The 20,801-nt window shown below is 73.6% G+C and carries 19 protein-coding genes and 1 pseudogene; 13 read left to right on the top strand and 7 right to left on the bottom strand.

The window, feature by feature from the left end:
• Positions 1 to 104: 104 nt before the first annotated feature.
• The 4 genes from hutU to hutI all read left to right on the top strand — a co-directional run bounded on the left by hutU (position 105) and on the right by hutI (position 6,152).
• Positions 105 to 1,769 (top strand): urocanate hydratase, encoded by a 1,665-nt coding sequence (hutU, locus tag H299_RS0120005; RefSeq protein ID WP_027749861.1) that lies wholly within the window; start codon positions 105 to 107, stop codon positions 1,767 to 1,769.
• A gap of 389 nt (positions 1,770 to 2,158) precedes the next feature.
• Positions 2,159 to 3,394 carry an allantoate amidohydrolase gene (locus tag H299_RS0120000; protein WP_027749860.1) on the top strand — a complete coding sequence of 412 codons (1,236 nt, stop codon included), beginning with the start codon at positions 2,159 to 2,161 and terminating at the stop codon, positions 3,392 to 3,394.
• Complete coding sequence (locus tag H299_RS0119995) at positions 3,376 to 4,749, top strand: formimidoylglutamate deiminase (protein ID WP_486587348.1); 1,374 nt, start codon at positions 3,376 to 3,378, stop codon at positions 4,747 to 4,749. The genes H299_RS0120000 and H299_RS0119995 overlap by 19 nt, the downstream gene beginning before the upstream one ends.
• A 233-nt stretch (positions 4,750 to 4,982) precedes the next feature.
• On the top strand, positions 4,983 to 6,152 hold the full coding sequence (gene hutI, locus H299_RS0119990; RefSeq protein ID WP_027749858.1) for an imidazolonepropionase: 1,170 nt from the start codon (positions 4,983 to 4,985) through the stop codon (positions 6,150 to 6,152).
• Positions 6,153 to 6,297: 145 nt separating this feature from the next.
• Here the strand turns inward: hutI and H299_RS0119985 are convergent, their stop codons facing one another.
• Entirely contained in the window at positions 6,298 to 7,248 is a 951-nt protein-coding gene (locus H299_RS0119985) for an RNA polymerase sigma factor SigF (RefSeq protein ID WP_027749857.1), read from the bottom strand.
• 262 nt (positions 7,249 to 7,510) lie between these two features.
• On the opposite strand from H299_RS0119985, the gene H299_RS0119980 reads away from it, so the two are divergent.
• Together H299_RS0119980 and H299_RS0119975 are read left to right on the top strand one after the other, a co-directional pair.
• Positions 7,511 to 7,885 carry an STAS domain-containing protein gene (locus H299_RS0119980; RefSeq protein WP_027749856.1) on the top strand — a complete coding sequence of 125 codons (375 nt, stop codon included), beginning with the start codon at positions 7,511 to 7,513 and terminating at the stop codon, positions 7,883 to 7,885.
• 296 nt (positions 7,886 to 8,181) lie between these two features.
• Positions 8,182 to 8,727 (top strand): ATP-binding protein, encoded by a 546-nt coding sequence (locus H299_RS0119975; RefSeq protein WP_027749855.1) that lies wholly within the window; start codon positions 8,182 to 8,184, stop codon positions 8,725 to 8,727.
• A 48-nt stretch (positions 8,728 to 8,775) separates the two neighbouring features.
• On the opposite strand, the gene H299_RS35145 is transcribed toward H299_RS0119975, so the two are convergent.
• Positions 8,776 to 9,786, bottom strand: a complete 1,011-nt coding sequence (locus tag H299_RS35145) for an alpha/beta hydrolase (protein ID WP_158692361.1) — start codon at positions 9,784 to 9,786, stop codon at positions 8,776 to 8,778.
• A gap of 103 nt (positions 9,787 to 9,889) precedes the next feature.
• The gene (locus tag H299_RS0119965) at positions 9,890 to 11,386 is read right to left on the bottom strand and encodes an oligopeptide:H+ symporter (RefSeq protein WP_027749854.1); all 1,497 of its coding nucleotides are present in this window, start codon (positions 11,384 to 11,386) and stop codon (positions 9,890 to 9,892) included.
• A gap of 402 nt (positions 11,387 to 11,788) precedes the next feature.
• On the opposite strand from H299_RS0119965, the gene H299_RS0119960 reads away from it, so the two are divergent.
• Both H299_RS0119960 and H299_RS0119955 read left to right on the top strand, forming a co-directional pair.
• Complete coding sequence (locus tag H299_RS0119960) at positions 11,789 to 12,469, top strand: response regulator transcription factor (protein ID WP_027749853.1); 681 nt, start codon at positions 11,789 to 11,791, stop codon at positions 12,467 to 12,469.
• Between the two features lie 11 nt (positions 12,470 to 12,480).
• Positions 12,481 to 13,737 carry an ATP-binding protein gene (locus H299_RS0119955; protein ID WP_027749852.1) on the top strand — a complete coding sequence of 419 codons (1,257 nt, stop codon included), beginning with the start codon at positions 12,481 to 12,483 and terminating at the stop codon, positions 13,735 to 13,737.
• Here the strand turns inward: H299_RS0119955 and H299_RS35140 are convergent.
• A complete protein-coding gene (locus H299_RS35140) occupies positions 13,678 to 14,328 on the bottom strand; it encodes a GtrA family protein (protein ID WP_078512888.1) in 651 nt (216 codons plus the stop codon). The two genes, H299_RS0119955 and H299_RS35140, sit on opposite strands and share 60 nt — an antisense overlap.
• A 235-nt stretch (positions 14,329 to 14,563) precedes the next feature.
• Here H299_RS35140 and H299_RS0119945 point away from each other — a divergent pair, with 235 nt between their 5' ends.
• The 3 genes from H299_RS0119945 to H299_RS0119935 are packed head-to-tail and all read left to right on the top strand — an operon-like array spanning position 14,564 to position 17,468.
• Complete coding sequence (locus H299_RS0119945; RefSeq protein ID WP_027749851.1) at positions 14,564 to 15,736, top strand: 5-(carboxyamino)imidazole ribonucleotide synthase; 1,173 nt, start codon at positions 14,564 to 14,566, stop codon at positions 15,734 to 15,736.
• A 35-nt stretch (positions 15,737 to 15,771) separates the two neighbouring features.
• Positions 15,772 to 16,278, top strand: coding sequence for a 5-(carboxyamino)imidazole ribonucleotide mutase (gene purE / locus H299_RS0119940; RefSeq protein WP_051262662.1), 507 nt, complete (start codon positions 15,772 to 15,774; stop codon positions 16,276 to 16,278).
• On the top strand, positions 16,275 to 17,468 hold the full coding sequence (locus H299_RS0119935; RefSeq protein WP_027749849.1) for a dipeptidase: 1,194 nt from the start codon (positions 16,275 to 16,277) through the stop codon (positions 17,466 to 17,468). The genes purE and H299_RS0119935 overlap by 4 nt, the downstream gene beginning before the upstream one ends.
• A gap of 76 nt (positions 17,469 to 17,544) precedes the next feature.
• Here H299_RS0119935 and H299_RS0119930 read toward each other — a convergent pair whose 3' ends face one another.
• The gene (locus tag H299_RS0119930; protein ID WP_027749848.1) at positions 17,545 to 18,033 is read right to left on the bottom strand and encodes an anthrone oxygenase family protein; all 489 of its coding nucleotides are present in this window, start codon (positions 18,031 to 18,033) and stop codon (positions 17,545 to 17,547) included.
• 166 nt (positions 18,034 to 18,199) lie between these two features.
• On the bottom strand, positions 18,200 to 18,952 hold the full coding sequence (locus H299_RS0119925) for a VOC family protein (protein ID WP_027749847.1): 753 nt from the start codon (positions 18,950 to 18,952) through the stop codon (positions 18,200 to 18,202).
• A gap of 304 nt (positions 18,953 to 19,256) precedes the next feature.
• Here H299_RS0119925 and H299_RS0119920 point away from each other — a divergent pair, with 304 nt between their 5' ends.
• Complete coding sequence (locus H299_RS0119920) at positions 19,257 to 20,168, top strand: lytic polysaccharide monooxygenase (protein WP_027749846.1); 912 nt, start codon at positions 19,257 to 19,259, stop codon at positions 20,166 to 20,168.
• Between the two features lie 17 nt (positions 20,169 to 20,185).
• Here the strand turns inward: H299_RS0119920 and H299_RS39215 are convergent, their stop codons facing one another.
• Positions 20,186 to 20,389: a hypothetical protein gene (locus H299_RS39215; protein WP_027749845.1), complete on the bottom strand. Its 204-nt coding sequence runs from the start codon at positions 20,387 to 20,389 to the stop codon at positions 20,186 to 20,188.
• 36 nt (positions 20,390 to 20,425) lie between these two features.
• On the opposite strand from H299_RS39215, the pseudogene H299_RS35135 reads away from it, so the two are divergent.
• Positions 20,426 to 20,731 (top strand): annotated as a pseudogene (locus tag H299_RS35135) (SAM-dependent methyltransferase); the annotation flags it as partial.
• Positions 20,732 to 20,801 lie beyond the last annotated feature (70 nt).

The raw sequence follows: 20,801 nt of genomic DNA, 5'->3' as shown, positions 1-20,801 counted from the left end.
ACTCTCTAGGGTGTATGAATGGAAGCTGTATGGAGCAGGTGTGACCTCGGAGCCGGACACCGCGGGAACGGGTGGAGCCGGGAAGGCACAGGAAGGCAGGGGCCATGTCAGGACCACGACCAGTGCGGGCACCGCGCGGCAGCGAGCGCAGCGCCCGGGGGTGGCCGCAGGAGGCCGCCCTGCGGATGCTGCAGAACAACCTCGACCCCGAGGTCGCCGAACACCCCGACCAACTCGTCGTCTACGGCGGCACCGGCAAGGCCGCCCGCGACTGGCGCTCCTTCGACGCCATGGTGCGCACCCTGGAGACGCTCGGCGGCGACGAGACGATGCTCGTCCAGTCCGGCCGCCCCGTCGGCGTCATGCAGACCCACGAGTGGGCCCCGCGCGTGCTGCTGGCCAACTCCAACCTGGTCGGCGACTGGGCCAACTGGGAGGAGTTCCGCCGTCTCGACGCCCTCGGCCTGACCATGTACGGCCAGATGACCGCCGGGTCCTGGATCTACATCGGCACCCAGGGCATCCTCCAGGGCACCTACGAGACGTTCGCCGCCGTCGCCGCCAAGAGCTTCGGCGGCACCCTCGCCGGGACGATCACCCTCACCGCCGGACTCGGCGGCATGGGCGGCGCCCAGCCGCTCGCCGTCACGATGAACGACGGCGTCGCGCTCTGCGTCGAGTGCGACCCCTCGCGCATCGAACGCCGCATCGAGCACGGCTACCTGGACGTACGCGCCGACTCGCTCGACCACGCGCTGACCCTCGCCGTCGAGGCCAGGGACGCGCGCCGCCCCCTGTCGATCGGCGTCCTCGGCAACGCGGCCGACCTGCTGCCCCGGCTGCTCGCCATGGACGCGCCCGTCGACATCGTCACCGACCAGACCTCGGCGCACGACCCGCTCGCCTACCTGCCGCTCGGCGTCGAGTTCGCCGACATGGCCTCCCGCGCCGCCGACGACCCCGCCGACTTCACCCGCCGCGCCCAGGAGTCGATGGCCCGGCACGTGGAGGCGATGGTCGGCTTCCTGGACAAGGGCGCCGAGGTCTTCGACTACGGCAACTCCCTGCGCGGCGAGGCCCGTACGGCGGGCTACGCGCGCGCCTTCGACTACCCCGGCTTCGTCCCCGCCTACATCCGCCCGCTGTTCTGCGAGGGGAAGGGCCCGTTCCGCTGGGCGGCGCTCTCCGGCGACCCGAAGGACATCGCGGCCACCGACCGCGCCCTGCTCGAACTCTTCCCCGAGAACGAGCAACTCGCCCGCTGGCTGCGGATGGCCGGCGAACGCGTCCGCTTCCAGGGCCTGCCCGCCCGCATCTGCTGGCTCGGCTACGGCGAACGCGACCGCGCGGGCGAACGCTTCAACGACATGGTCGCCTCGGGCGAACTCGCGGCCCCGCTGGCGCTCGGTCGCGACCACCTCGACTGCGGCTCCGTCGCCTCCCCCTACCGCGAGACCGAGGCCATGCTCGACGGCTCCGACGCCATCGCCGACTGGCCGCTGCTGAACGCCATGGTCAACGTGTCCTCCGGCGCATCCTGGGTCTCCGTGCACCACGGCGGCGGCGTCGGCATGGGCCGCTCGATCCACGCGGGCCAGGTGACGGTCGCCGACGGCACGGCGCTCGCCGGCGAGAAGCTGCGGCGCGTGCTGACGAACGACCCCGGCATGGGCGTCATCCGGCACGTCGACGCGGGGTACGAGCGGGCGGAGGAGATCGCGGCCGAACGGGACGTGCGGGTGCCGATGCGGGAAGGCGGCGCCGCGTGAGGGGGGCGCCGGGAGGGTTCTCGCCCCAGTCCCGCCCCCAGAGCCCCGCGGGCCCGGACGGTGCGGGGCGTGCCGCGCCCGCGCCTGGTGACGGGCCGTCCCCGGACGCCGGTGAGGCGGTCCGGCGCGGCGAGGGCAGCGGCCTCCACGGCGCGGAGCCGTCCGCCCGCGCCGGGGTGCCGTCAAGGCGACCCGAGGCGGCTGGGCGCACGGCCGGTGCCTCGCCCGCAGGGGCGGTTCCGGGTACGAACCGTCCTGGTCCGGCGGGCGCCGCTGCGGGCGATGGCCGCCCCGGCGGGGGACCGCCCGGGGCCGGGGGCCCGGGGGAGGAGCCCCCGGTTTCGGGCAGGGGAGGGGCCGGGGAAAACCGCCCCCCGACCTTCCAGCAGATGTGGCGCGACCTCGCCCCCCTCGGCCGCGACCCCCGCACGCGCGGCTACCGCCGCTACGCCTGGAGCTCCCCGGACGCCGAGTGCCGCGCGTGGTTCACGGAGCAGGCGGACCTGCGGGGGCTGCGCCGCGAGGTGGACCGCAACGGCAACCAGTGGGCCTGGCTGGGTGATCCGGCCGAGGGACAGGCGGTGGTCACCGGCTCGCACCTGGACTCCGTGCCGGACGGCGGCGCCTTCGACGGGCCGCTCGGCGTCGTGTCCGCGTTCGCCGCGCTCGACGCGCTCCGCGCGCGCGGCGTCCGGATCACCCGTCCGCTGGGCATCGTCAACTTCGGCGACGAGGAGGGCGCCCGCTTCGGGCTCTCCTGCGTCGGGTCGCGGCTGGCCGCCGGGCAGCTGACCGCGGAGCGCGCCCACCAGCTGCGCGACGCCGACGGCGTGTCGCTGCCGCGCGCCATGGAGCGGGCCGGACACGACCCGGACGGGATCGGCGCCGACCCCGAACGCCTCGCCCGTATCGGCGCGTTCGTGGAGCTGCACGTCGAGCAGGGGCGTGCGCTGGCCGGTACGCCGCACCCGGTCGGTGTCGCGTCCGCGATCTGGCCGCACGGCCGCTGGCGGTTCGACTTCCACGGCGAGGCCAACCACGCGGGCACCACCCGCATCGAGGACCGCCGCGACCCGATGCTCACCTACGCCAACACGGTGCTCGCGGCCCGCAAGCGGGCACGGCTCGCGGGCGCGCTGGCGACGTTCGGGAAGGTCGCCGTCGAGCCCAACGGCGTCAACGCCGTCCCCTCCCTCGTACGCGGCTGGCTCGACTCGCGCGCCGCCGACGAGGAGACGCTCGCGGCGGTCGTCGCCGAGGTGACCCGGGCGGCGGCCGACCGGGGGCGGCGCGACGGCGTCGAGGTGCGGGTGACCCGGGAGTCCTTCACCCCGGTGGTGGAGTTCGCGCACGCGCTGCGGGACCGGATCACAGGCCTGCTCGGTGCGGCAGCCGGGACGGGCCCGGCGGGCCCGCCGGGCGGCACCGTACCCGTGCTGCCGACCGGCGCGGGACACGACGCGGGAATCCTCTCCGCTGCCGTCCCCACCGCCATGCTGTTCGTACGGAACCCGACCGGCGTCTCGCACTCACCGGCGGAGTCCGCCGAGGAGGACGACTGCGCGGCCGGGGTGGCCGCGCTCGCCGACGTACTGGAGGGACTGGCGTGCGGGCCCCAGGCGTGACCGAGCAGGAGCGGCTCCCTCCCGGGGTGACGTACTGGGCCGAGTACGCCTGGCTCAACGGCACCGTCGAGCCGGGCGTCGCCCTGGAGGTGGCCGACGGGCGCCTCGCGGCCGTGCGTACGGGGGCCGAGGCCCCGCGGCAGAGCGAGGTGCCGCTGCGCGGCCTCACCGTGCCGGGGCTGGCGAACGCCCACTCGCACTGCTTCCACCGCGCGCTGCGCGGCACCGTGCAGGTCGGTTCGGGCACGTTCTGGACCTGGCGCGAGGTGATGTACCAGTTCGCCTCGCGGCTCGACCCGGACACGTACTTCGCCCTCGCCCGCGCCGTCTACGCCGAGATGGCGCTCGCGGGCATCACCGCCGTCGGCGAGTTCCACTACCTGCACCACGCGCGGGACGGCGGGCGCTACGACGACCCCAACGCCATGGGCCACGCGCTGATCGCCGCCGCCGCCGAGGCGGGCGTCCGGATCACCCTGCTGGACACCTGCTATCTCGCGGCGGGCTTCGGCAAGGAGCCCGGGCGGCAGCAGCGCCGCTTCAGCGACGGCACGGCGGAGGCCTGGGCGGAACGGGTGGCGGGGCTGCGCGAGGACGCGAACACCCGCGTCGGCGCGGCGATCCACTCCGTACGGGCGGTGCCCGCCGCAGGGCTTGGCACCGTCGCGCGGTGGGCGGCGGAGCGCGGGGCTCCGCTGCACGTCCACCTCTCCGAACAGACGGCCGAGAACGACGCCTGCCGCCGTGCCACCGGCCGCACCCCCGCGCAGCTGCTCGCCGAGCACGGCGTCACCGGGCCCCGTACGACCGCCGTGCACGCCACCCACCTCACCGACGCGGACATCGCGCTGCTCGGCGGCTCCGCGACGGGCGTCTGCATGTGCCCCACCACCGAACGGGACCTGGCCGACGGCATCGGCCCGGCCGTCGCGCTCCAGCGCGCGGGCAGCGCCCTCTCCCTGGGCAGCGACAGCCACGCCGTGATCGACCTGTTCGAGGAGGCGCGGGCGATGGAGCTGAACGAGCGGCTGCGCAGCCGTACACGCGGCCACTGGACGGCGGCGCAGCTGCTGCGCGCGGCGACGGAGACCGGGCACGCCGCGCTGGGCCGCCCCGAGGCGGGACGGCTGGAGCGGGGCGCACCGGCCGACTTCGCCACGGTCGCGCTCGACTCGGTCCGCACGGCGGGACCGGAACCCCGGCTGGCGACCGAGGCCGTGGTCTTCGCGGCGACCGGCGCGGACGTGCGGCACACGGTCGTCGGCGGGCGCCACGTGGTGCGCGACGGCGCGCACACGGCGGTGCCGGACGTGGCGGGCGCGCTGGCGACCGCCGTCGCGGCGGTCCGGGTGTGACCCGGCGCGGCGTCCGGGCCGCTCGCGGGTCGCGGTCCGCTTCGCGGGGTCCCCGGCATGCGGCGCGTCGGCGACCGCCTGCCTTCCTGCCGCGTCCCGCGCCCGCCGTCGGGGCGCGGTCGGGTGGGCGCGTGTGCCGCGCCCACCCGTGGTCGGCCGCCTGCGCGCCCCCGCCCCGCGTCCCCGATTCCGCCAACCCCCGGCGCCGCCGGGACACGTTCGAGGAGAGCACGTTGACCGCCACCGTCGTCACCCGTATCGGCAGCCTCGTCACCAACGACCCCGCCCAGGACCGGGGGCCGCTCGGCCTGGTGGAGGACGCCGCCCTCGTCATCGAGGGCGAGCGGATCGTCTGGACGGGCCCCGCCGCCTCGGCGCCCCCGGCCGACACCTCGTACGACGCGGGGGGCCGCGCCGTCCTTCCCGGCTTCGTCGACTCCCACTCGCACCTGGTCTTCGCGGGGGACCGTACCGCGGAGTTCAACGCCCGCATGTCGGGGCGCCCGTACCGCGCGGGCGGCATCCGCACCACCGTGGCGGCCACCCGCGCCGCCTCCGACCAGGAGCTGTCGGCCAACCTGCGGCGCTACGTCGCCGAGGCGCGCGCCCAGGGCACCACGACGCTGGAGACCAAGTCCGGCTACGGCCTCACCCCCGGGCAGGAGGCGCGCGCGCTGCGCATCGCCGCCGAGCACACCGACGAGGTGACCTACCTCGGCGCACACATCGTCGCCCCGGAGTTCGCCGACGACCCGGCGGGCTACGTCGCCCAGGTCACCGGTCCGATGCTGGACGCCTGCGCCCCGTACGCCCGCTGGATCGACGTGTTCTGCGAGGAGGGCGCGTTCGACGGCGACCAGGCGCGGGCGATCCTCACCGCCGGGCAGGCGCGCGGCCTGACGCCCCGTATCCACGCCAACCAGCTCTCGTACGGACCCGGGGTGCGGCTCGGGGTCGAGCTGGGCGCCGCGTCCGCCGACCACTGCACGCACCTGACCGACGCGGACGTGGACGCGCTGGCGCAGGGCGAGACGGTGGCGACGCTGCTGCCGGGCTGCGAGTTCTCCACCCGTGCCGACTACCCCGACGCGCGGCGGCTGGTCGACGCGGGCGTCACGGTCGCCCTCTCCACGGACTGCAACCCGGGCTCGTCCTTCACCTCCTCGATGCCCTTCTGCGTGGCCGTCGCGGTGCGCGAGATGGGGCTGACGCCGGACGAGGCGGTGTGGTCGGCGACCGCGGGGGGCGCGCGGGCGCTGCGGCGCGAGGACGTGGGGCGGCTCGCGCCGGGCGCGTACGCGGATCTCGCGCTCCTGGACGCGCCCTCGCACGTGCACCTCGCCTACCGGCCGGGCGTGCCGCTGGTACGCGCCGTGTGGCGGCGCGGCGAACTGATCGGCTGACGCGCGGGCGGCCCGGCGCGTACCAGGCGCACGCCCGGCGGGCGCGTCCGCCCACGCCGAAGGGCCCGTCCCCTGGCGCGGCAGGGGGCGGACCCTTGGGCATACGCTCACGTCCCCGACGGGAGCCCGGACGGGGACGTGAGTGTCACTCCTCGACCATCAGGCCCTTGCGGAGCTTTCCGAGCGTGCGGGAGAGCAGCCGGGACACGTGCATCTGGGAGATGCCCAGCTCCTCCCCGATCTCCGACTGCGTCATGTTCGCGACGAAGCGGAGGGAGAGTATCCGCCGGTCGCGCGGCGGAAGTTCGGCGATCAGCGGCTTGAGGGACTCGACGTACTCGATGCCCTCCAGCCCGTGGTCCTCGTAGCCGATGCGGTCCGCGAGCGCGCCCTCGGTGTCGTCGTCCTCGGGCTGCGCGTCCAGCGAGCTGGCCGTGTAGGCGTTGCTCGCGGCCATCCCCTCGACCACCTCGTCGGCGGAGAGGCCGAGCCGCTCGCCCAGTTCCTGCACGGTGGGGGCGCGGTCCAGCCGCTGGGCCAGCTCGTCGCCCGCCTTGGCCAGGTCCAGGCGCAGCTCCTGGAGGCGCCGCGGGACCCGTACCGACCAGGAGGTGTCGCGGAAGAAGCGCTTGATCTCACCGACGATGGTGGGCATGGCGAAGGTCGGGAACTCGACCCCGCGGTCCAGCTCGAACCGGTCGATCGCCTTGATCAGCCCGATGGTGCCGACCTGGACGATGTCCTCCATCGGCTCGCTGCGGGAACGGAACCGGGACGCGGCGAACTTGACCAGCGCGAGGTTCAGCTCGACCAGGGTGTTGCGCACGTACGCGTACTCGTGAGTGCCCTCTTCGAGGGTCTCGAGGCGCTCGAAGAGGGTCTTGGACAGCGCGCGCGCGTCCACCGGACCGACCTCGGCGTACGGGGGGATCTCGGGGAGCCGCAGCTCCTCGGCGAGCGCCTCGGTGGTGCTGTCGAGGTGCGCGCCGGGGGTGGCGGTGTGCGCGGTGGCGTCCGGGCTCGGAGCCGGGGCCTGGGCAGCCGGAGCGGCCGCGTCGGTGGATTCCGATATCCCGTGGTCGAGCCGGGGTGACATGGCGTGTCCTCCATCATTCTCGGCATAAGGCTGCCGGAGCCGTGGCTGCACTGCGGAGTGCGGCGCCTCCAAAGCCGACGCGTTCGGATGTCTCTCCCTAGGCCTACCCGCTTCCCTACGGGCATGGCAAGTCCTCAATGTCCAAACATGCCCTAATGTGTGGGTTGTTCGGTTACCCAGTCGTGCCGGTGAAGGCGTAGGGTTCGAAAGGCCTGACGGGGGCGCAGTAGAGGTGCCGTTTCGCCATCACTAGGGGTTGCGCATGGACCGCGGTATGCCCGGCAACACCAGCCGGGGTCGGCTGACGGTCGGCGTCAGACACGAGGGTGTCAGTTTGGTGGCGACGCCCGCGGGAGAGCTGGACCACCATACGGCCGACGTGCTGCGCGAGTCGCTGGAACAGGGCGTCGAGGCCGGGTACAGCCGTCTGGTCGTCGACTGCTCGCGGCTGGAGTTCTGCGACTCCACCGGGCTCAACGTGCTGCTGGGTGCCCGGCTGAAGGCCGAGGCGGCCGGCGGCGGTGTGCACCTGGTGGGGATGCTGCCCGTGGTGGCGCGGGTGTTCCAGATCACGGGCGCCGACGCGGTCTTCACCGTGCACGACGACCTCGACAGCGCGCTCGCGAATGTGTCCTGAGAGCTGCCTCGTCACCCCTGGCGGGCGCCCGACGGCAGCTACGGCACCTCTCCCCCCGGCTTCGCCTGGAGGTCCCCCCGGCGTCGTCGGAGCGCGCGCACGCGCCCGGTACGAGGCCGTTCCTCCGCCCGGCGCCGCCCTGTGCGCTGATCCACCACGGGTGACGGGACGGCCCTCGGGCGTAACCCGGGCGTTATACGCATCACACCAGTCCGACCGAATCAGTGGGTGTTCTCCCCGTCCCGCAGGGCAGGAGACCTCTGAATCTGTCAGGTATTCGGTGAGGTGAACCACGGATGAGCACCACCCGGCCGTACCCGGCGGGCGACTGCGGCCCGGAGCCCGAGGGCGCCGCGACGACCGCAGCCGTGCCGGACGCCGGGGTCACCGGAAGCGGCGCGGGTGCCGCCGGCCGTACGGCCGACCGGCCGCTGCGCCAGGTGCGCAGACTGCGTCTGGTCGGTGCGTCGGGTGCGGTGGCCCGGGCTCGTGACTTCACCCGCCAGGCGCTCCAGGACTGGGGCTGGCTCCCCGCCGCCACCGCCGACCAGCGCGCCGCCGCCGAGGACGCCCTGCTGGTCGTCTCCGAGCTGGTCACCAACGCGTGCCTGCACGCGAACGGGCCCGAGGAGCTGCGCATAGGGAGCAGCCCCAAGCTGCTGCGGGTGGAGGTCGTCGACCTGGGCAGCGGCGCACCCGCACCCCGCACCCCGCACCGGGCGGGCCGGCCGGGCGGGCACGGCATGTTCATAGTGCAGCGGCTGTGCCTGGACTGGGGCGTCGTCCGGAACGCCGAGGGGTCGGGGAAGACGGTCTGGGCGGAGCTGGCCGCCCCGAACTGACGGGGGCGGGCGCGCTGCCGTGTGCGCGAGCCGCGGCGTACGCCGGGTTCACGTCCTGGCGTCGATCCAGGCCAGCAGGGTCGCGGTGATCCCCGGCTCGCCCAGCAGGCCGCCGCCATGGGTGCCGCCGGGCACGGTGAGCACGGTGATGCCCCGCGCGGGCATGCCCGCGGCCCGCTCCGCCCGCGCCAGGGCGCGCGACTGCGCCCGGGGCACGAAGTCGTGCACGGAGTGCAGCAGGAGCATGGGCGCGTCGTCCGCACCCGAGGCGTGCGAGACGGCCGCCATGTCCCGCCAGACGGCCGCACAGGCCGCGTCCCGCGCCTCCTGGCGCCGCTCCTTGGGCCCCGAGCCGCTCCTGGGGCCGCGCACCGCCGGGCGCGGCGGGCAGCCCGCCAGCAGCACCGCGTTGCGCCGTACGCCCGCCCGGCGCGGCTCGGCCGGCAGCGACGCGGCGGAGGGCGCCCGCGGCCAGGCGCGGCGCGGATCGGCCACCGGCGAGAGCCCGATGACCCCGGCGAGACGGCGGGCGCCCGCGCCGTACGTGCCCACGCTGGTCGCCAGGTGTCCGCCCGCCGAGGAGCCGAGCAGCACCAGCCGGTCGGGGTCGGCGCCGAAGGAGCGGCCCCGCTTCGCTATCCAGCCCAGCGCGGCGAGCACGTCGGCGCGCTGGGCCGGCCAGCGGGCGTCCACGTTGCGCCGGTAGTCGACGTCGAAGACGACGAGCCCGCGGGTGGAGAGCGCGCCCGACCACTCCCGCCAGCCCGGCGCGCGGTCCAGCCGCCAGTAGCCGCCGTGCAGCACGACGAGGCCGGGGCGGAGCGCGGCGGGCGCCCCGGCCCCGCGCCGCTGCCAGTGGACCGCCAGCTGCTGGCGCGGATGGGGCCCGTAGGCATACGTGCGCTCCGCGCGCGGGCCCTGCGCGTCCGCCCGCAGCTCCACGGGTCGCGGTTCGCCGAGCCCCGCCTCGCCGGGCGGGGGTGCCTCGGAGAAGGGCACCGGGCTGACGCAGAACGCCACAGCCGCGCACACCGCGACGACGCTCGTGAGGGTGCGCACGGCCACATCGTCACCGGCGCCGGCGCCCGCCGCACCCGGCGTACCGGCGAACGGGTGAACGGGGAACGGGCTGCCGGACGCGTCCCGGGGAGCGTACGACGGGTCAGTGCACGTCGCCCATCAGCCGGACGACCTTCCGCCGGTAGACCAGGAACGCGAGCCCCGCGATCACCGCCAGCGCCCCCTGGCTGCCGAAGTACGCCGTGGAGCCGACCACCTCGTCCCCCACCACCAGCTGGGTGATGGCGGCCACGCAGTCGCCCGCCGTCACGGCCAGGAACCACAGGCCCATCACCTGCCCCGCGTACTTCTCCGGGGCGAGCTTGGTGGAGACGGAGAGGCCGACGGGGGAGAGGCACAGCTCGGCGAGCGTCTGGATCAGGTAGACCGTGGCCAGCCACAGCGGGGTGACCCGCTCGCCGCCGGAGGCGGCGGCCATGGCCAGCATCATCACGCCGAAGGAGACGCCGACCCCGATCAGGCCCATCGTGAACTTCACGGTGGTGGACGGGTTGCGGGTGCCCAGCTTCACCCAGATCGCTGCGATCACCGGCGCGAACGCCATCACGTACAGCGGGTTCAGCGACTGGAACCAGCTCTCGGGGAAGTTCATGCCGAACAGCGAGGAGGAGGTGCTGTCGGCCGCGAAGACGGTCATCGTCGAGCCGGACTGGTCGAAGATCATCCAGAAGATGGCGGCGGCGACGAAGAACCAGATGTAGCCGCTCATCTTCCTGTGCTCGTCCGGGGTGACGTCCTTGTCGCGGCGGATGCGGGCGAAGTAGAGCCCCGGCAGCACGATGCCCCCGATGGACAGCGGCCACAGCACCCAGTCGATCGTGAAGATGTCGGAGAGCGCCAGCGCGCCGTAGAAGACGGCAGCCAGGGCGGCGCCGAGGGCGATCCGCCGTACGGCGGCGGTGCGCTCCTCGGCCGACAGCGGGTTGGGGACCAGGCTGCTCCGGGCGCTCAGGTGCCTGGTGCCGACGAGGAACTGGACCAGGCCCAGCGCCATGCCGACCCCGGCCATCGCGAAGCCGAGGTGCCAGTCGACCTTCTGCCCGACCGTGCCGATGGTCAGCGGGGCGAGGAAGGCACCGATGTTGATGCCCATGTAGAAGACGGTGAAGCCGCCGTCCCGGCGCGGGTCCTGGGGCCCGTCGTAGAGGTGGCCGACCATCGTGGAGATGTTGGCCTTCAGCAGTCCGGAGCCGGCGGCGATGAAGACCAGTCCGGCGAAGAAGGACGCCTGCACCGGTACGGCCAGCAGGAAGTGCCCGACCATGATCACCGCGCCCGCGACGGCCACGGTCTTGCGGGGACCCCAGACGCGGTCGCCGAACCAGCCGCCGGGCAGCGCCAGCAGGTACACCGTCGCGTTGTAGACGGAGTAGAGCGCGGTCGCCGTGGCGGCCTTCATGGCCAGCCCGCCGTCCGCCACCTGCGCCGTCAGGTACAGGACGAGCAGCGCGCGCATGCCGTAGAAGCTGAAGCGCTCCCACATCTCGGTCATGAAGAGGGTGGCGAGGCCGCGGGGGTGGCCGAAGAAGGTCCTGGTGCCGGGATCTTTGGCCGGGGCCTTCGTCAGACTGGACGCCATGGTGCCGGCTCCTTGTTCGCTCGGGACGGGCGCGTGCCGGGGTACCGGCCGCGCCGCCCCCGTGGGGGGATGGTGCGGAGCCGCGGGCGGTCCTCCGGGGCGGGCCGGGAGGCCGCACGGGCACGTCCGCACAGGCGCTTCGCACGCTGCTCCGAACAGCGGAAGGACCCTCGGCGTGGTGCAGCGGCCAAGGGTCCTTGACGTTCACGTGCAGAAGCGCGGTCCACCTTACGTCAGCATGTGACAGCAATTGGAAGGGATTGCGACTCAGATCACAGGTGACGCGGCACATCGTCTCCTGCATTCCCAGGTGGCAGAAACGCCTGAGCGGTGATTCGCAGCACCCTCGGCGCCGGGCCGGGGACGATCCACGCGCTGTGGCGCGAGGACTACCATCAGGTCATGACCCGTGTACTGCTCGCCGAGGATGACGCGTCGATCTCCGAGCCACTCGCCCGAGCCCTGCGCCGCGAGGGTTACGAGGTCGAGGTCCGGGAGGACGGTCCCACCGCGCTGGAGGCCGGGCTGCGCATCGGCGTCGACCTCGTGGTGCTGGACCTCGGCCTGCCCGGGATGGACGGCCTGGAGGTCTGCCGCCGCCTGCGCAACGACGGCCACACCTTCCCCGTACTGGTCCTCACCGCCCGCGCCGACGAGGTGGACACCGTCGTCGGGCTCGACGCGGGCGCCGACGACTACGTCACCAAGCCCTTCCGCCTCGCCGAGCTGCTCGCCCGCGTCCGCGCCCTGCTGCGGCGCGGCGCGGTCGTGGAGGCGGCGCAGCCCCCGGCCACCCACGGGGTGCGGATCGACGCCGAGTCGCACCGCGCCTGGATGGGCGAGGAGGAGCTGCACCTGACCGCCAAGGAGTTCGACCTGCTCCGCGTGCTGGTACGGGACGCGGGCCGGGTGGTCACCCGGGACCAGCTGATGCGTGAGGTGTGGGACACCACCTGGTGGTCCTCCACCAAGACGCTCGACATGCACATCTCGTGGCTGCGCAAGAAACTCGGCGACGACGCGGCCAACCCCCGATACATCGCGACCGTGCGCGGCGTCGGTTTCCGCTTCGAGAAGAGCTAGTACCGCCCCTCATGCGCCGTCGTCTGATCCAGTCCACGCTGGCCGTGGTCCTCGTGGTGATCGCCGTCTTCGGGGTCTCCCTGGTCATCGTCGAGAGCCGGACGATCGAGGAGAGCGCGCGCGAGAGCGTGGCGTCCGAGGCGGCCCGGCTGGTGTCCGTCGTGGAGAGCCGCCTGGTCGCCGGGGAGCGGGTGACCGAGCAGAGCATGCGCACCACGGTCGAGGGCGACCACTACGTGCACATCAAGGTGCCGGGCCGGGCGCCCATCGAGTTCGGCGAGAACCCCGGCGGCGACGCCATCACGGCACAGCAGACCGGCGGCCACCGCGAGACCGTCACCGTCAGCGAGTCGCAGGGCGCGGTGCGGGCCGAGGTGGGCCGCTCGCTGCTGATCATCCTCGCCGTCGCGCTGCTGGCGATCGGGGCCGCCGCGGTCCTGGCCGTACGGCAGGCGCACCGGGTGGCCGCGCCGCTCACCGACCTCGCCGAGACGGCCGAACGCCTCGGCTCCGGCGACCCGCGCCCCCGCCACCGGCGCTACGGCGTGCCCGAGCTGGACCGGGTGGCGGACGTGCTCGACGGCAGCGCCGACCGGATCGGCCGCATGCTCACGGCGGAACGGCGCCTGGCGGCGGACGCCTCGCACCAGCTGCGCACCCCGCTCACCGCGCTCTCGATGCGGCTGGAGGAGATCATCGCCACCGCCGACACCGAGGACCCGGCGGACCGGGCCACGCTCAAGGAGGAGGCCACCATCGCGCTGGCCCAGGTGGAGCGGCTGACGGACGTGGTGCAGCGCTTGCTGACCAACTCGCGGGACCCGCGTTCCGGCTCGGCCGTCGACTTCGACCTGGACGACGTCGTCAAGCAGCAGATGGAGGAGTGGAAGCCCGCCTACCGGGGCGAGGGCCGCGCGATCGTCCGCTCCGGCAAGACCGGGCTGCGCGCCGTCGGCACCCCGGGGGCGGTCGCCCAGGTGCTGGCCACGCTGATCGAGAACGCGCTGATGCACGGGGGCGGCACGGTCGCCATCCGGACCCGTGTCACCGGGAACCAGGTGGTGGCCGAGGTGACCGACGAGGGGCCCGGGGTCGACCCGGAGCTGGGCTCCCGGGTCTTCGAGCGCACGGTCAGCGGGCGCAACTCCACCGGGCTGGGCCTCGCCGTGGCCCGGGACCTGGCCGAGGCCGACGGCGGGCGGCTGGAGCTACTTCAGCAGTACCCGCCGGTCTTCGCTCTCTTCCTGAGCAGGCAGTCGGACCGCTGAGGGCGCGTCCGGGCCGGTGCCGGGGCCCGGAACGGCGACGGCGGGCACGGCCTCGGCCTGCGCCGCCGCGCCGGTCTGCTCCGCCGCTCCTGGCTGCGCTGCCGCTCCTGGCTGCGCTGCCGCGCCGGTCCGCGCCGCCGTGCCGTCCGCCTCGGCCTGGTCGTCGCAGAAGACCCAGGTGCGATAGGACCAGAAGCGGAACACCGTGGCGATACCGAGCCCGACGACGTTCTTCGCGATGTTGTCGGCGAGCGGCGTGGTGTAGTCGAAGCCGTAGTGCGAGAGGGCGAGCACGCCGTTCTCGATGACCATCCCGATTCCGCTGAACAGCAGGAACAGCGAGACCTCGCGCTGGACGCGGGTCTTGTCGGTGTGCCGGTACGTCCAGTAGCGGTTGCCGACGTAGTTGGTGCCGATCGCCACCGCCGTGGCGATCACGCCGGAACGCACGGTGGCCAACTGGAACGTGTGGATGCAGAGATTGAACACCGCTACGTTGACCAGGAAGCCGAAAGCGCCGACCGTGCCGAACTTGGCCAGCTCGCGGACGATTCGTTCGAGGCGTGGGGGTACATCGCGCCATTCACCCATAGTGATTGCCCAGTCCCCGTTCGATCGGCGTCGTCCGCTGCCCTCATGCTAACCAGCCGGAGTCCGCAGACGCAGCCTGAGCCCGGATCTCGGCCTGCGGGCCCGTGCCGCGACGTCGTCAAGCCCGCCTTTCCACGCTGTTTTCGGGGCGAATCACACGCCGCGCAGGCGCACGTCACGACGGGCCTCCCGGCGGCCGTCAGCGGGAATCCGGGGGCCGGATACGCTGGAGAGCGTGACATTTCCGGTAGTCGGCATGGTGGGCGGCGGGCAGCTCGCCCGGATGACCCATGAGGCGGGCATCCCCCTCGGCATCAGGTTCAAGCTCCTCTCGGACACCCCGCAGGACTCCGCGGCGCAGGTCGTCCGCGACGTCACGGTGGGCGACCACCGCGACCTGGACACGCTCCGCCGCTTCGCGCGGGGCTGCGACGTGATCACCTTCGATCACGAGCACGTGCCCACGGCCCACCTGCGGGCGCTGGAGGCGGACGGCATCCCCGTACGCCCCGGCCCGGACGCCTTGGAGCACGCGCAGGACAAGGGGGTGATGCGCGCCCGGCTCGACCTCATCGGCGCCCCCTCGCCGCGGCACCGCCTGGTGCGCGACCCGGCCGACGTGGCCGCCTTCGCCGCCGAGGGCGCCGCGGCAGGCGGTGCGGGGGACGGTGCGGGGGACGGGTTCCCCGTCGTCCTGAAGACCGTGCGCGGCGGGTACGACGGCAAGGGCGTGTGGGTCGTCGGCGGCGCCGAGGAGGCGGCCGAGCCGTTCCGCGCGGGGGTGCCGGTGCTTGCCGAGGAGAAGGTGGACTTCGCGCGCGAGCTGGCGGCGAACGTCGTCCGCTCCCCGCACGGCCAGGCCGTGGCCTACCCCGTCGTCGAGTCGGTCCAGGTCGGCGGCGTCTGCGACACCGTGATCGCCCCCGCCCCCGGGCTGGACCCCGGCCGCGGCGCCGAGGCGCAGCAACTGGCCCTGCGGATCGCGCGGGAGCTGGGGGTCGTCGGCCATCTCGCCGTGGAGCTCTTCGAGACCCGGGACGGCCGCATCCTGGTCAACGAACTGGCGATGCGCCCCCACAACTCCGGGCACTGGACCCAGGACGGCGCCGTGACCTCGCAGTTCGCCAACCACGTGCGGGCCGTGCTGGACCTGCCGCTGGGCGATCCGCGCCCGCGCGCCCCCTGGACGGTGATGGCGAACGTGCTCGGCGGCGACTACCCCGACATGTACACCGCCTATCTGCACTGCATGGCGCGCGATCCACAACTCAAGATCCACATGTATGGCAAGGACGTGAAACCCGGCCGTAAGGTCGGGCATGTCAACACCTACGGCGACGATCTGGCCGATGTGCGCGAGCGCGCCGCCCACGCCGCCGGCTACCTGCGAGGGACGATCCAAGAGTGACCGCTTCCGCACCTGCCCCCGCCGTCGGCATCCTGATGGGCTCCGATTCGGACTGGCCCGTCATGGAGGCCGCCGCCAAGGCCCTGGACGAGTTCGGCGTCCCCTACGAGGCCGACGTCGTCTCCGCGCACCGCATGGCGCGCGAGATGATCACCTACGGCGAACAGGCCGCCGGCCGCGGCCTGAAGGTGCTCGTGGCGGGCGCGGGCGGCGCCGCCCACCTGCCCGGCATGCTCGCCTCGGTCACCCCGCTGCCGGTCATCGGCGTCCCCGTGCCGCTGAAGTACCTGGACGGCATGGACTCCCTGCTCTCCATCGTGCAGATGCCCGCGGGCGTGCCGGTCGCCACCGTCTCGGTCGGCGGCGCGCGCAACGCCGGGCTGCTGGCCGTACGCATCCTCGCCGCGCACGACCCGGTGCTCCAGGAGGAGATGCTGCGCTTCCAGGCCGAGCTGAACGAGGAGGCGACCGAGAAGGGCCGCCGCGTACGCGCCAAGGCGGCGTCGGCCGAGGCGGGCTTCGGCTTCGGCGGCCCCCAGTGACCTCCCTGGCGCGGGCGCGCGAACTGCTCGCCGCCCACCCCGTCGTCGACGGCCACAACGACCTGCCCTGGGCGCTGCGCGAGCAGGTCGCCTACGACCTGGACCGGCGCGACCTCGCCGCCGACCAGTCCGCCCACCTGCACACCGACATCCCCCGGCTGCGCGCGGGCGGCGTGGGCGGCCAGTTCTGGTCCGTCTACGTCCGCACCGACCTGGCCGGGGACGCGGCGGTCAGCGCCACCCTGGAGCAGATCGACGTCGTACGGGCGCTGGCCGCGCGCCATCCCGCCGACCTCGGGCTCGCCTTCAGCGCGGCGGAGCTGGAGGCCCAACGCGCCGAGGGCCGCATCGCCTCGCTGATGGGCGCCGAGGGCGGCCACTCCATCAACAACTCGCTGGCCACCCTGCGCGCCCTGCACCGCCTCGGCGTGCGCTATCTGACGCTCACCCACAACGACACGCTCGACTGGGCCGACTCGGCGACGGACGAGCCGCGCCACGGCGGCCTCACCCGCTTCGGCGAGGAGGTCGTCCGGGAGATGAACCGGACGGGGATGCTCGTCGACCTCTCGCACGTCGCCGCGTCCACGATGCGCGACGCGCTGCGGGTCACCGAGGCGCCGGTGATCTTCTCGCACTCCTCGGCGCGTGCCGTCTGCGACCACCCGCGCAACATCCCGGACGACGTGCTGGCGCTGCTGCCGGGCAACGGCGGCGTGGCCATGGCCACCTTCGTGCCGAAGTTCGTGCTCCCTGCGGCGGTCGAGTGGACGGCCGCCGCCGACGAGAACATGCGCGCGCACGGACTGCACCCCCTGGACGGCACCGAGGAGGGCCTGCGCGTGCAGCGCGCGTACGAGGAGGCGCATCCGCGTCCGGCCGCGACCCCGGCCACCGTCGCCGACCACCTCGACCACATGCGGGAGGTGGCGGGCATCGACCACGTCGGCATCGGCGGGGACTTCGACGGCACCGCGTTCACCCCGGAGGGGCTCGCCGACGTGGCGGGCTATCCGAACCTCGTCGCCGAACTCCTGGACCGCCGCTGGTCCGAGGCCGACCTCGCCAAGCTCACCTGGCACAACGCGGTACGGGTGCTGCGGGACGCCGAAGCGGCGGCGGCGGACATCCAGCGGCGGCGCGGGCCCTCGATCGCCACCCTCGCGCAGCTGGACGGCACACCCGCCTGAGGCGCCCCGGCCTGGCGACGCGCCCGTGTCCGACGCCCGCGGCGGGCTCGCGTGCCACCACGCGGCCCGCCGCCGGTCAGCTGTTCACGTGCAGGAACACGGCCCGCACCAGGCAGCCGCAGGCCGAGACGGCGAGCAGCGCCCGTACGGCGTTCCAGCGCACCCACGCGCTCTCGAACTGCTCGCGCGCCGCCGCGAATCCCAGGTCGCCCGCAGAAGTCCCGGCCGCCGCGAGCTTGTCGTTCAGCGGCACGTTCACCCCGGCGGTGACGGCGATCGTTGCCGCGTACAGCACCAGCCCGGCGAGCGCCCACACCACGACGGCCCGCATGCCGCCGTCGCGGAAGAGCAGGAAGGCGGCCAGCGCGGGCACCACCAGCGCCCCGAAGAAGGCCAGCATGAACCAGCCGTTGAGGATCTTCACGTTGATGGACTGCATGGACCGGACGAACGTCTCGTCGTTCGTCGCGCTCAGCCCCGGCATGACGGCCACGCTGAAGGCGAAGTAGATCCCCGCCATCAGCCCGGTGAAGACCGCCGCCGCTCCCAGCGTCACACCCTGCATGATCAGTACCCCGTTCCGTACCGGACATCCCGGGGAGCCGACCGGCTCCCCGTACTGATCATTCGACGCCACGCGACCCCCGCCCGGCCATGGCCCACGCTCTCCTCGGCATACGCGCCCGTCTCGCCGCCCGTCTCGCCGTGCGGCGCGGTGCGGCGCGTGCGCGCTACCGGGGGCGCCGCAGCGAGAACTCGTTGCCGTCGGGGTCGAGCATCGGCACGGAGCCGCCGTCGCCGCCCTCGCCCCCGGGGGTCCCGGCGCGCTTCGCGCCGAGCGCGGCCAGGCGGTCGACCTCCGCCCGCCAGTCCGCGCCGTCGGGCAGCACCAGCTCGAAGTACAGCCTGTTCGCGCCCTTCTTCGGCGCCACCGGAGGTCCGCCCCAGGTGATCTTCGTGCCGCCCTGCGGCGACTGGATCGCGGTCTCCTCTTCCTGGTCCCAGACCAGCGGCCAGTGCAGCGCCTCGCTCCAGAAGTAGCCGACCTCCTGCGTACCGTCGCAGGCCAGCGCTCCGATGGTGCCGGTGTCGGCGAGGAACCTGTTGCCCGCCTCGATGACGCAGAACTCGTTGCCGTCGGGGTCGGCGAGCACCACATGCCCCTCCTCGGGGAGCTGGCCCACGTCGATGTGCCGTCCGCCCAACTCCAGCGCCCTGGCCACCGTCTGCCGCTGCTCCTGCGGGGACGCGCTGGTGAGGTCGAAGTGCGCGCGGTTGGGGCCCGTCCTCGGCTCGTGGCCGGGCAGGAAGCGGAGCCGGAACCCGGCGCCGTCCGGCGGCAGCAGCGCGACGCCGTCGGCCTCGTCCGCCGCATCGTCGCCCCTTCCGGCGGCCGGTGCCCAGCCCAGGACCCCGGACCAGAACCGCGCCAGGTCCGGCGGCCGGGTCGCGTGGAAGCAGATCGCGAACAGTTGACTGGTCATTCCCGTGCGTCTCCGATCACCGGCGGAGGATACGGCGCCTCGCCCTCCCGCGGGCGGAGTTTAGGAGCGTCGGCGCGGCGTCCGCATCTGATTTTCCGTCATGCCCCACCCTGTGCCCGTCAGTTTCACCGGTGCAGACCTCTTGTCTTCTGGTCTAGTCCAATGCGACTCTCCTTTCACACCCCCCGCCAGGGCGTTGTGTCTTGCCTCTCCTGTCCGGCAGGCAGTAAGCGCGCGACGTGGCCTGCGTAAGGAGACAGTTCCTCTTCTCTGTTCCCCCGCAGCAGAATGGAGTTACCCCGACATGTCCGCTCGACGCAAAGCCGCCTCGCTGGGCTCACTCGGCGCCGCATCCGCCCTGATCCTCACGCTGACGCCCGGTCAGGCACACGCACACGGCGCGGTGTTCAACCCGGTCAGCCGCGTCGCGGCCTGTTACGCGGAAGGCCCCGAGAGTCCGGATTCGCAGGTGTGCAAGGACCTCGTCGCCGCCAGCGGCACCCAGCCGCTGTACGACTGGAACGAGGTGAACATCGCCAACGCCGCAGGCCGCCACAAGGAGATCATCCCCGACGGCAGGCTGTGCTCGGCGAACCGCGAGAAGTACAAGGCGCTGGACTGGGCCCGTACCGACTGGCCCGCCACCCAAGTGGCCTCCGGGCCCTTCGACTTCAGGTTCCGCGTCACCGCGGCCCACCCCGGCACCATGAACGTCTACATCACCAAGGACAGCTACGACCCGTCCAAGCCGCTGAAGTGGTCGGACCTGGAAGCCGACCCGGTGGCGACGACGAAGACCGCCAAGACCGCCCCGGCCGGCTACTACGAGTTCTCCGGCAACCTGCCGAAGAAGTCGGGCCGCCACCTGCTCTACAAGGTCTGGCAACGCAACGACAGCACCGAGGCGTTCTACAGCTGCTCCGACGTCGTCTTCGGCCAGAGCGCCAAGGCCGCCGCCGCCGCTCCGGACGCGCCCACCGAGAAGTCGATCGAGGCCGGTTCGTCCAAGTCCACCGTCTCCCACCACGGCCACGGCGGACCCCACTCCGAGATGGACGCCGGGAGCGGCAGCGTCGCGCTGAACGCGGAGAACACCGCGAACACCGCCGCCTCGGCCCAGAGTGAAGGCTCGCTGCCGCAGACGACCCTCGCGGGCGTGGCCGCGGTCTCCGTGGCCGCCGCAGGCTTCGTCCTCTTCCGCCGCCGCAAGGTCTGACCGTCACCTTCTGACCGTCACCCCCGGGTGCGGCGCGCCCGCTGCCGTGCGCGCCGCACCTCGGCCCCGCCCCCGGACTTCCGCTGACGGACCTGCACGAAGACCGGGTTGGAGCAGAACCACAGGCCGTCCCACGGGCTCTCCGGCCCGTCGGCCAGCGGCTCCGCCTCGTCGGTGCCGGTGCCGGTGCCGCGCACGCGGGCGTAGACGTCGCCCTCCACATCGCGCAGCGTGTGCCGGACGACGTAGCCGCGGCCCTCTTCGGAGCGGTGTGGTTCACCGACCCGGTGAAGCTCCTTCCGCTGATCGCCAGGCGGCTCAACCCTGGCGGCACGTTGGTCTTCTCCCATCCCCCGGCCATTCCCGGCGCGTACGGGCCGCAGGGAATGTACAAAGGCGGATTCGCAGGAAAGGCCAGGTACACGTACCGGTACAGCTACACGCCCCGGAAGTGGGAAAGCCTCCTGCTGCGGGCCGGATTCGAGCAGGCCGAGGTCCGGGTCCTGGAGGCTCCGGAGCCCGGCCACATCGGGACGCTGATCGCTCGCGCCGCGGTGGGCTGAGCCGGGCCGTACGCGGGTCCACGCGAACGGCCCCCGGCGCGGGGCCGGGGGCCGGGGTGTCCCTGCGGGC

The organism is Streptomyces sp. CNH287, from assembly GCF_000424825.1.
This window is presented reverse-complemented; position numbering and strand designations above follow the sequence as displayed.

Coding starts and splice junctions, on each gene's coding strand:
- H299_RS0119955 (WP_027749852.1), top strand. CDS start 12,481: ATGCGCCGTCGTCTGATCCAGTCCACGCTGGCCGTGGTCCTCGTGGTG.
- H299_RS0119975 (WP_027749855.1), top strand. CDS start 8,182: ATGAGCACCACCCGGCCGTACCCGGCGGGCGACTGCGGCCCGGAGCCC.
- hutU (WP_027749861.1), top strand. CDS start 105: ATGTCAGGACCACGACCAGTGCGGGCACCGCGCGGCAGCGAGCGCAGC.
- H299_RS0119965 (WP_027749854.1), bottom strand. CDS start 11,386: ATGGCGTCCAGTCTGACGAAGGCCCCGGCCAAAGATCCCGGCACCAGG.
- H299_RS0119980 (WP_027749856.1), top strand. CDS start 7,511: ATGGACCGCGGTATGCCCGGCAACACCAGCCGGGGTCGGCTGACGGTC.
- H299_RS0119960 (WP_027749853.1), top strand. CDS start 11,789: ATGACCCGTGTACTGCTCGCCGAGGATGACGCGTCGATCTCCGAGCCA.
- H299_RS35140 (WP_078512888.1), bottom strand. CDS start 14,328: ATGGGTGAATGGCGCGATGTACCCCCACGCCTCGAACGAATCGTCCGC.
- H299_RS0120000 (WP_027749860.1), top strand. CDS start 2,159: ATGTGGCGCGACCTCGCCCCCCTCGGCCGCGACCCCCGCACGCGCGGC.
- H299_RS0119930 (WP_027749848.1), bottom strand. CDS start 18,033: ATGCAGGGTGTGACGCTGGGAGCGGCGGCGGTCTTCACCGGGCTGATG.
- H299_RS0119920 (WP_027749846.1), top strand. CDS start 19,257: ATGTCCGCTCGACGCAAAGCCGCCTCGCTGGGCTCACTCGGCGCCGCA.
- purE (WP_051262662.1), top strand. CDS start 15,772: ATGGGCTCCGATTCGGACTGGCCCGTCATGGAGGCCGCCGCCAAGGCC.
- H299_RS0119985 (WP_027749857.1), bottom strand. CDS start 7,248: ATGTCACCCCGGCTCGACCACGGGATATCGGAATCCACCGACGCGGCC.
- H299_RS0119925 (WP_027749847.1), bottom strand. CDS start 18,952: ATGACCAGTCAACTGTTCGCGATCTGCTTCCACGCGACCCGGCCGCCG.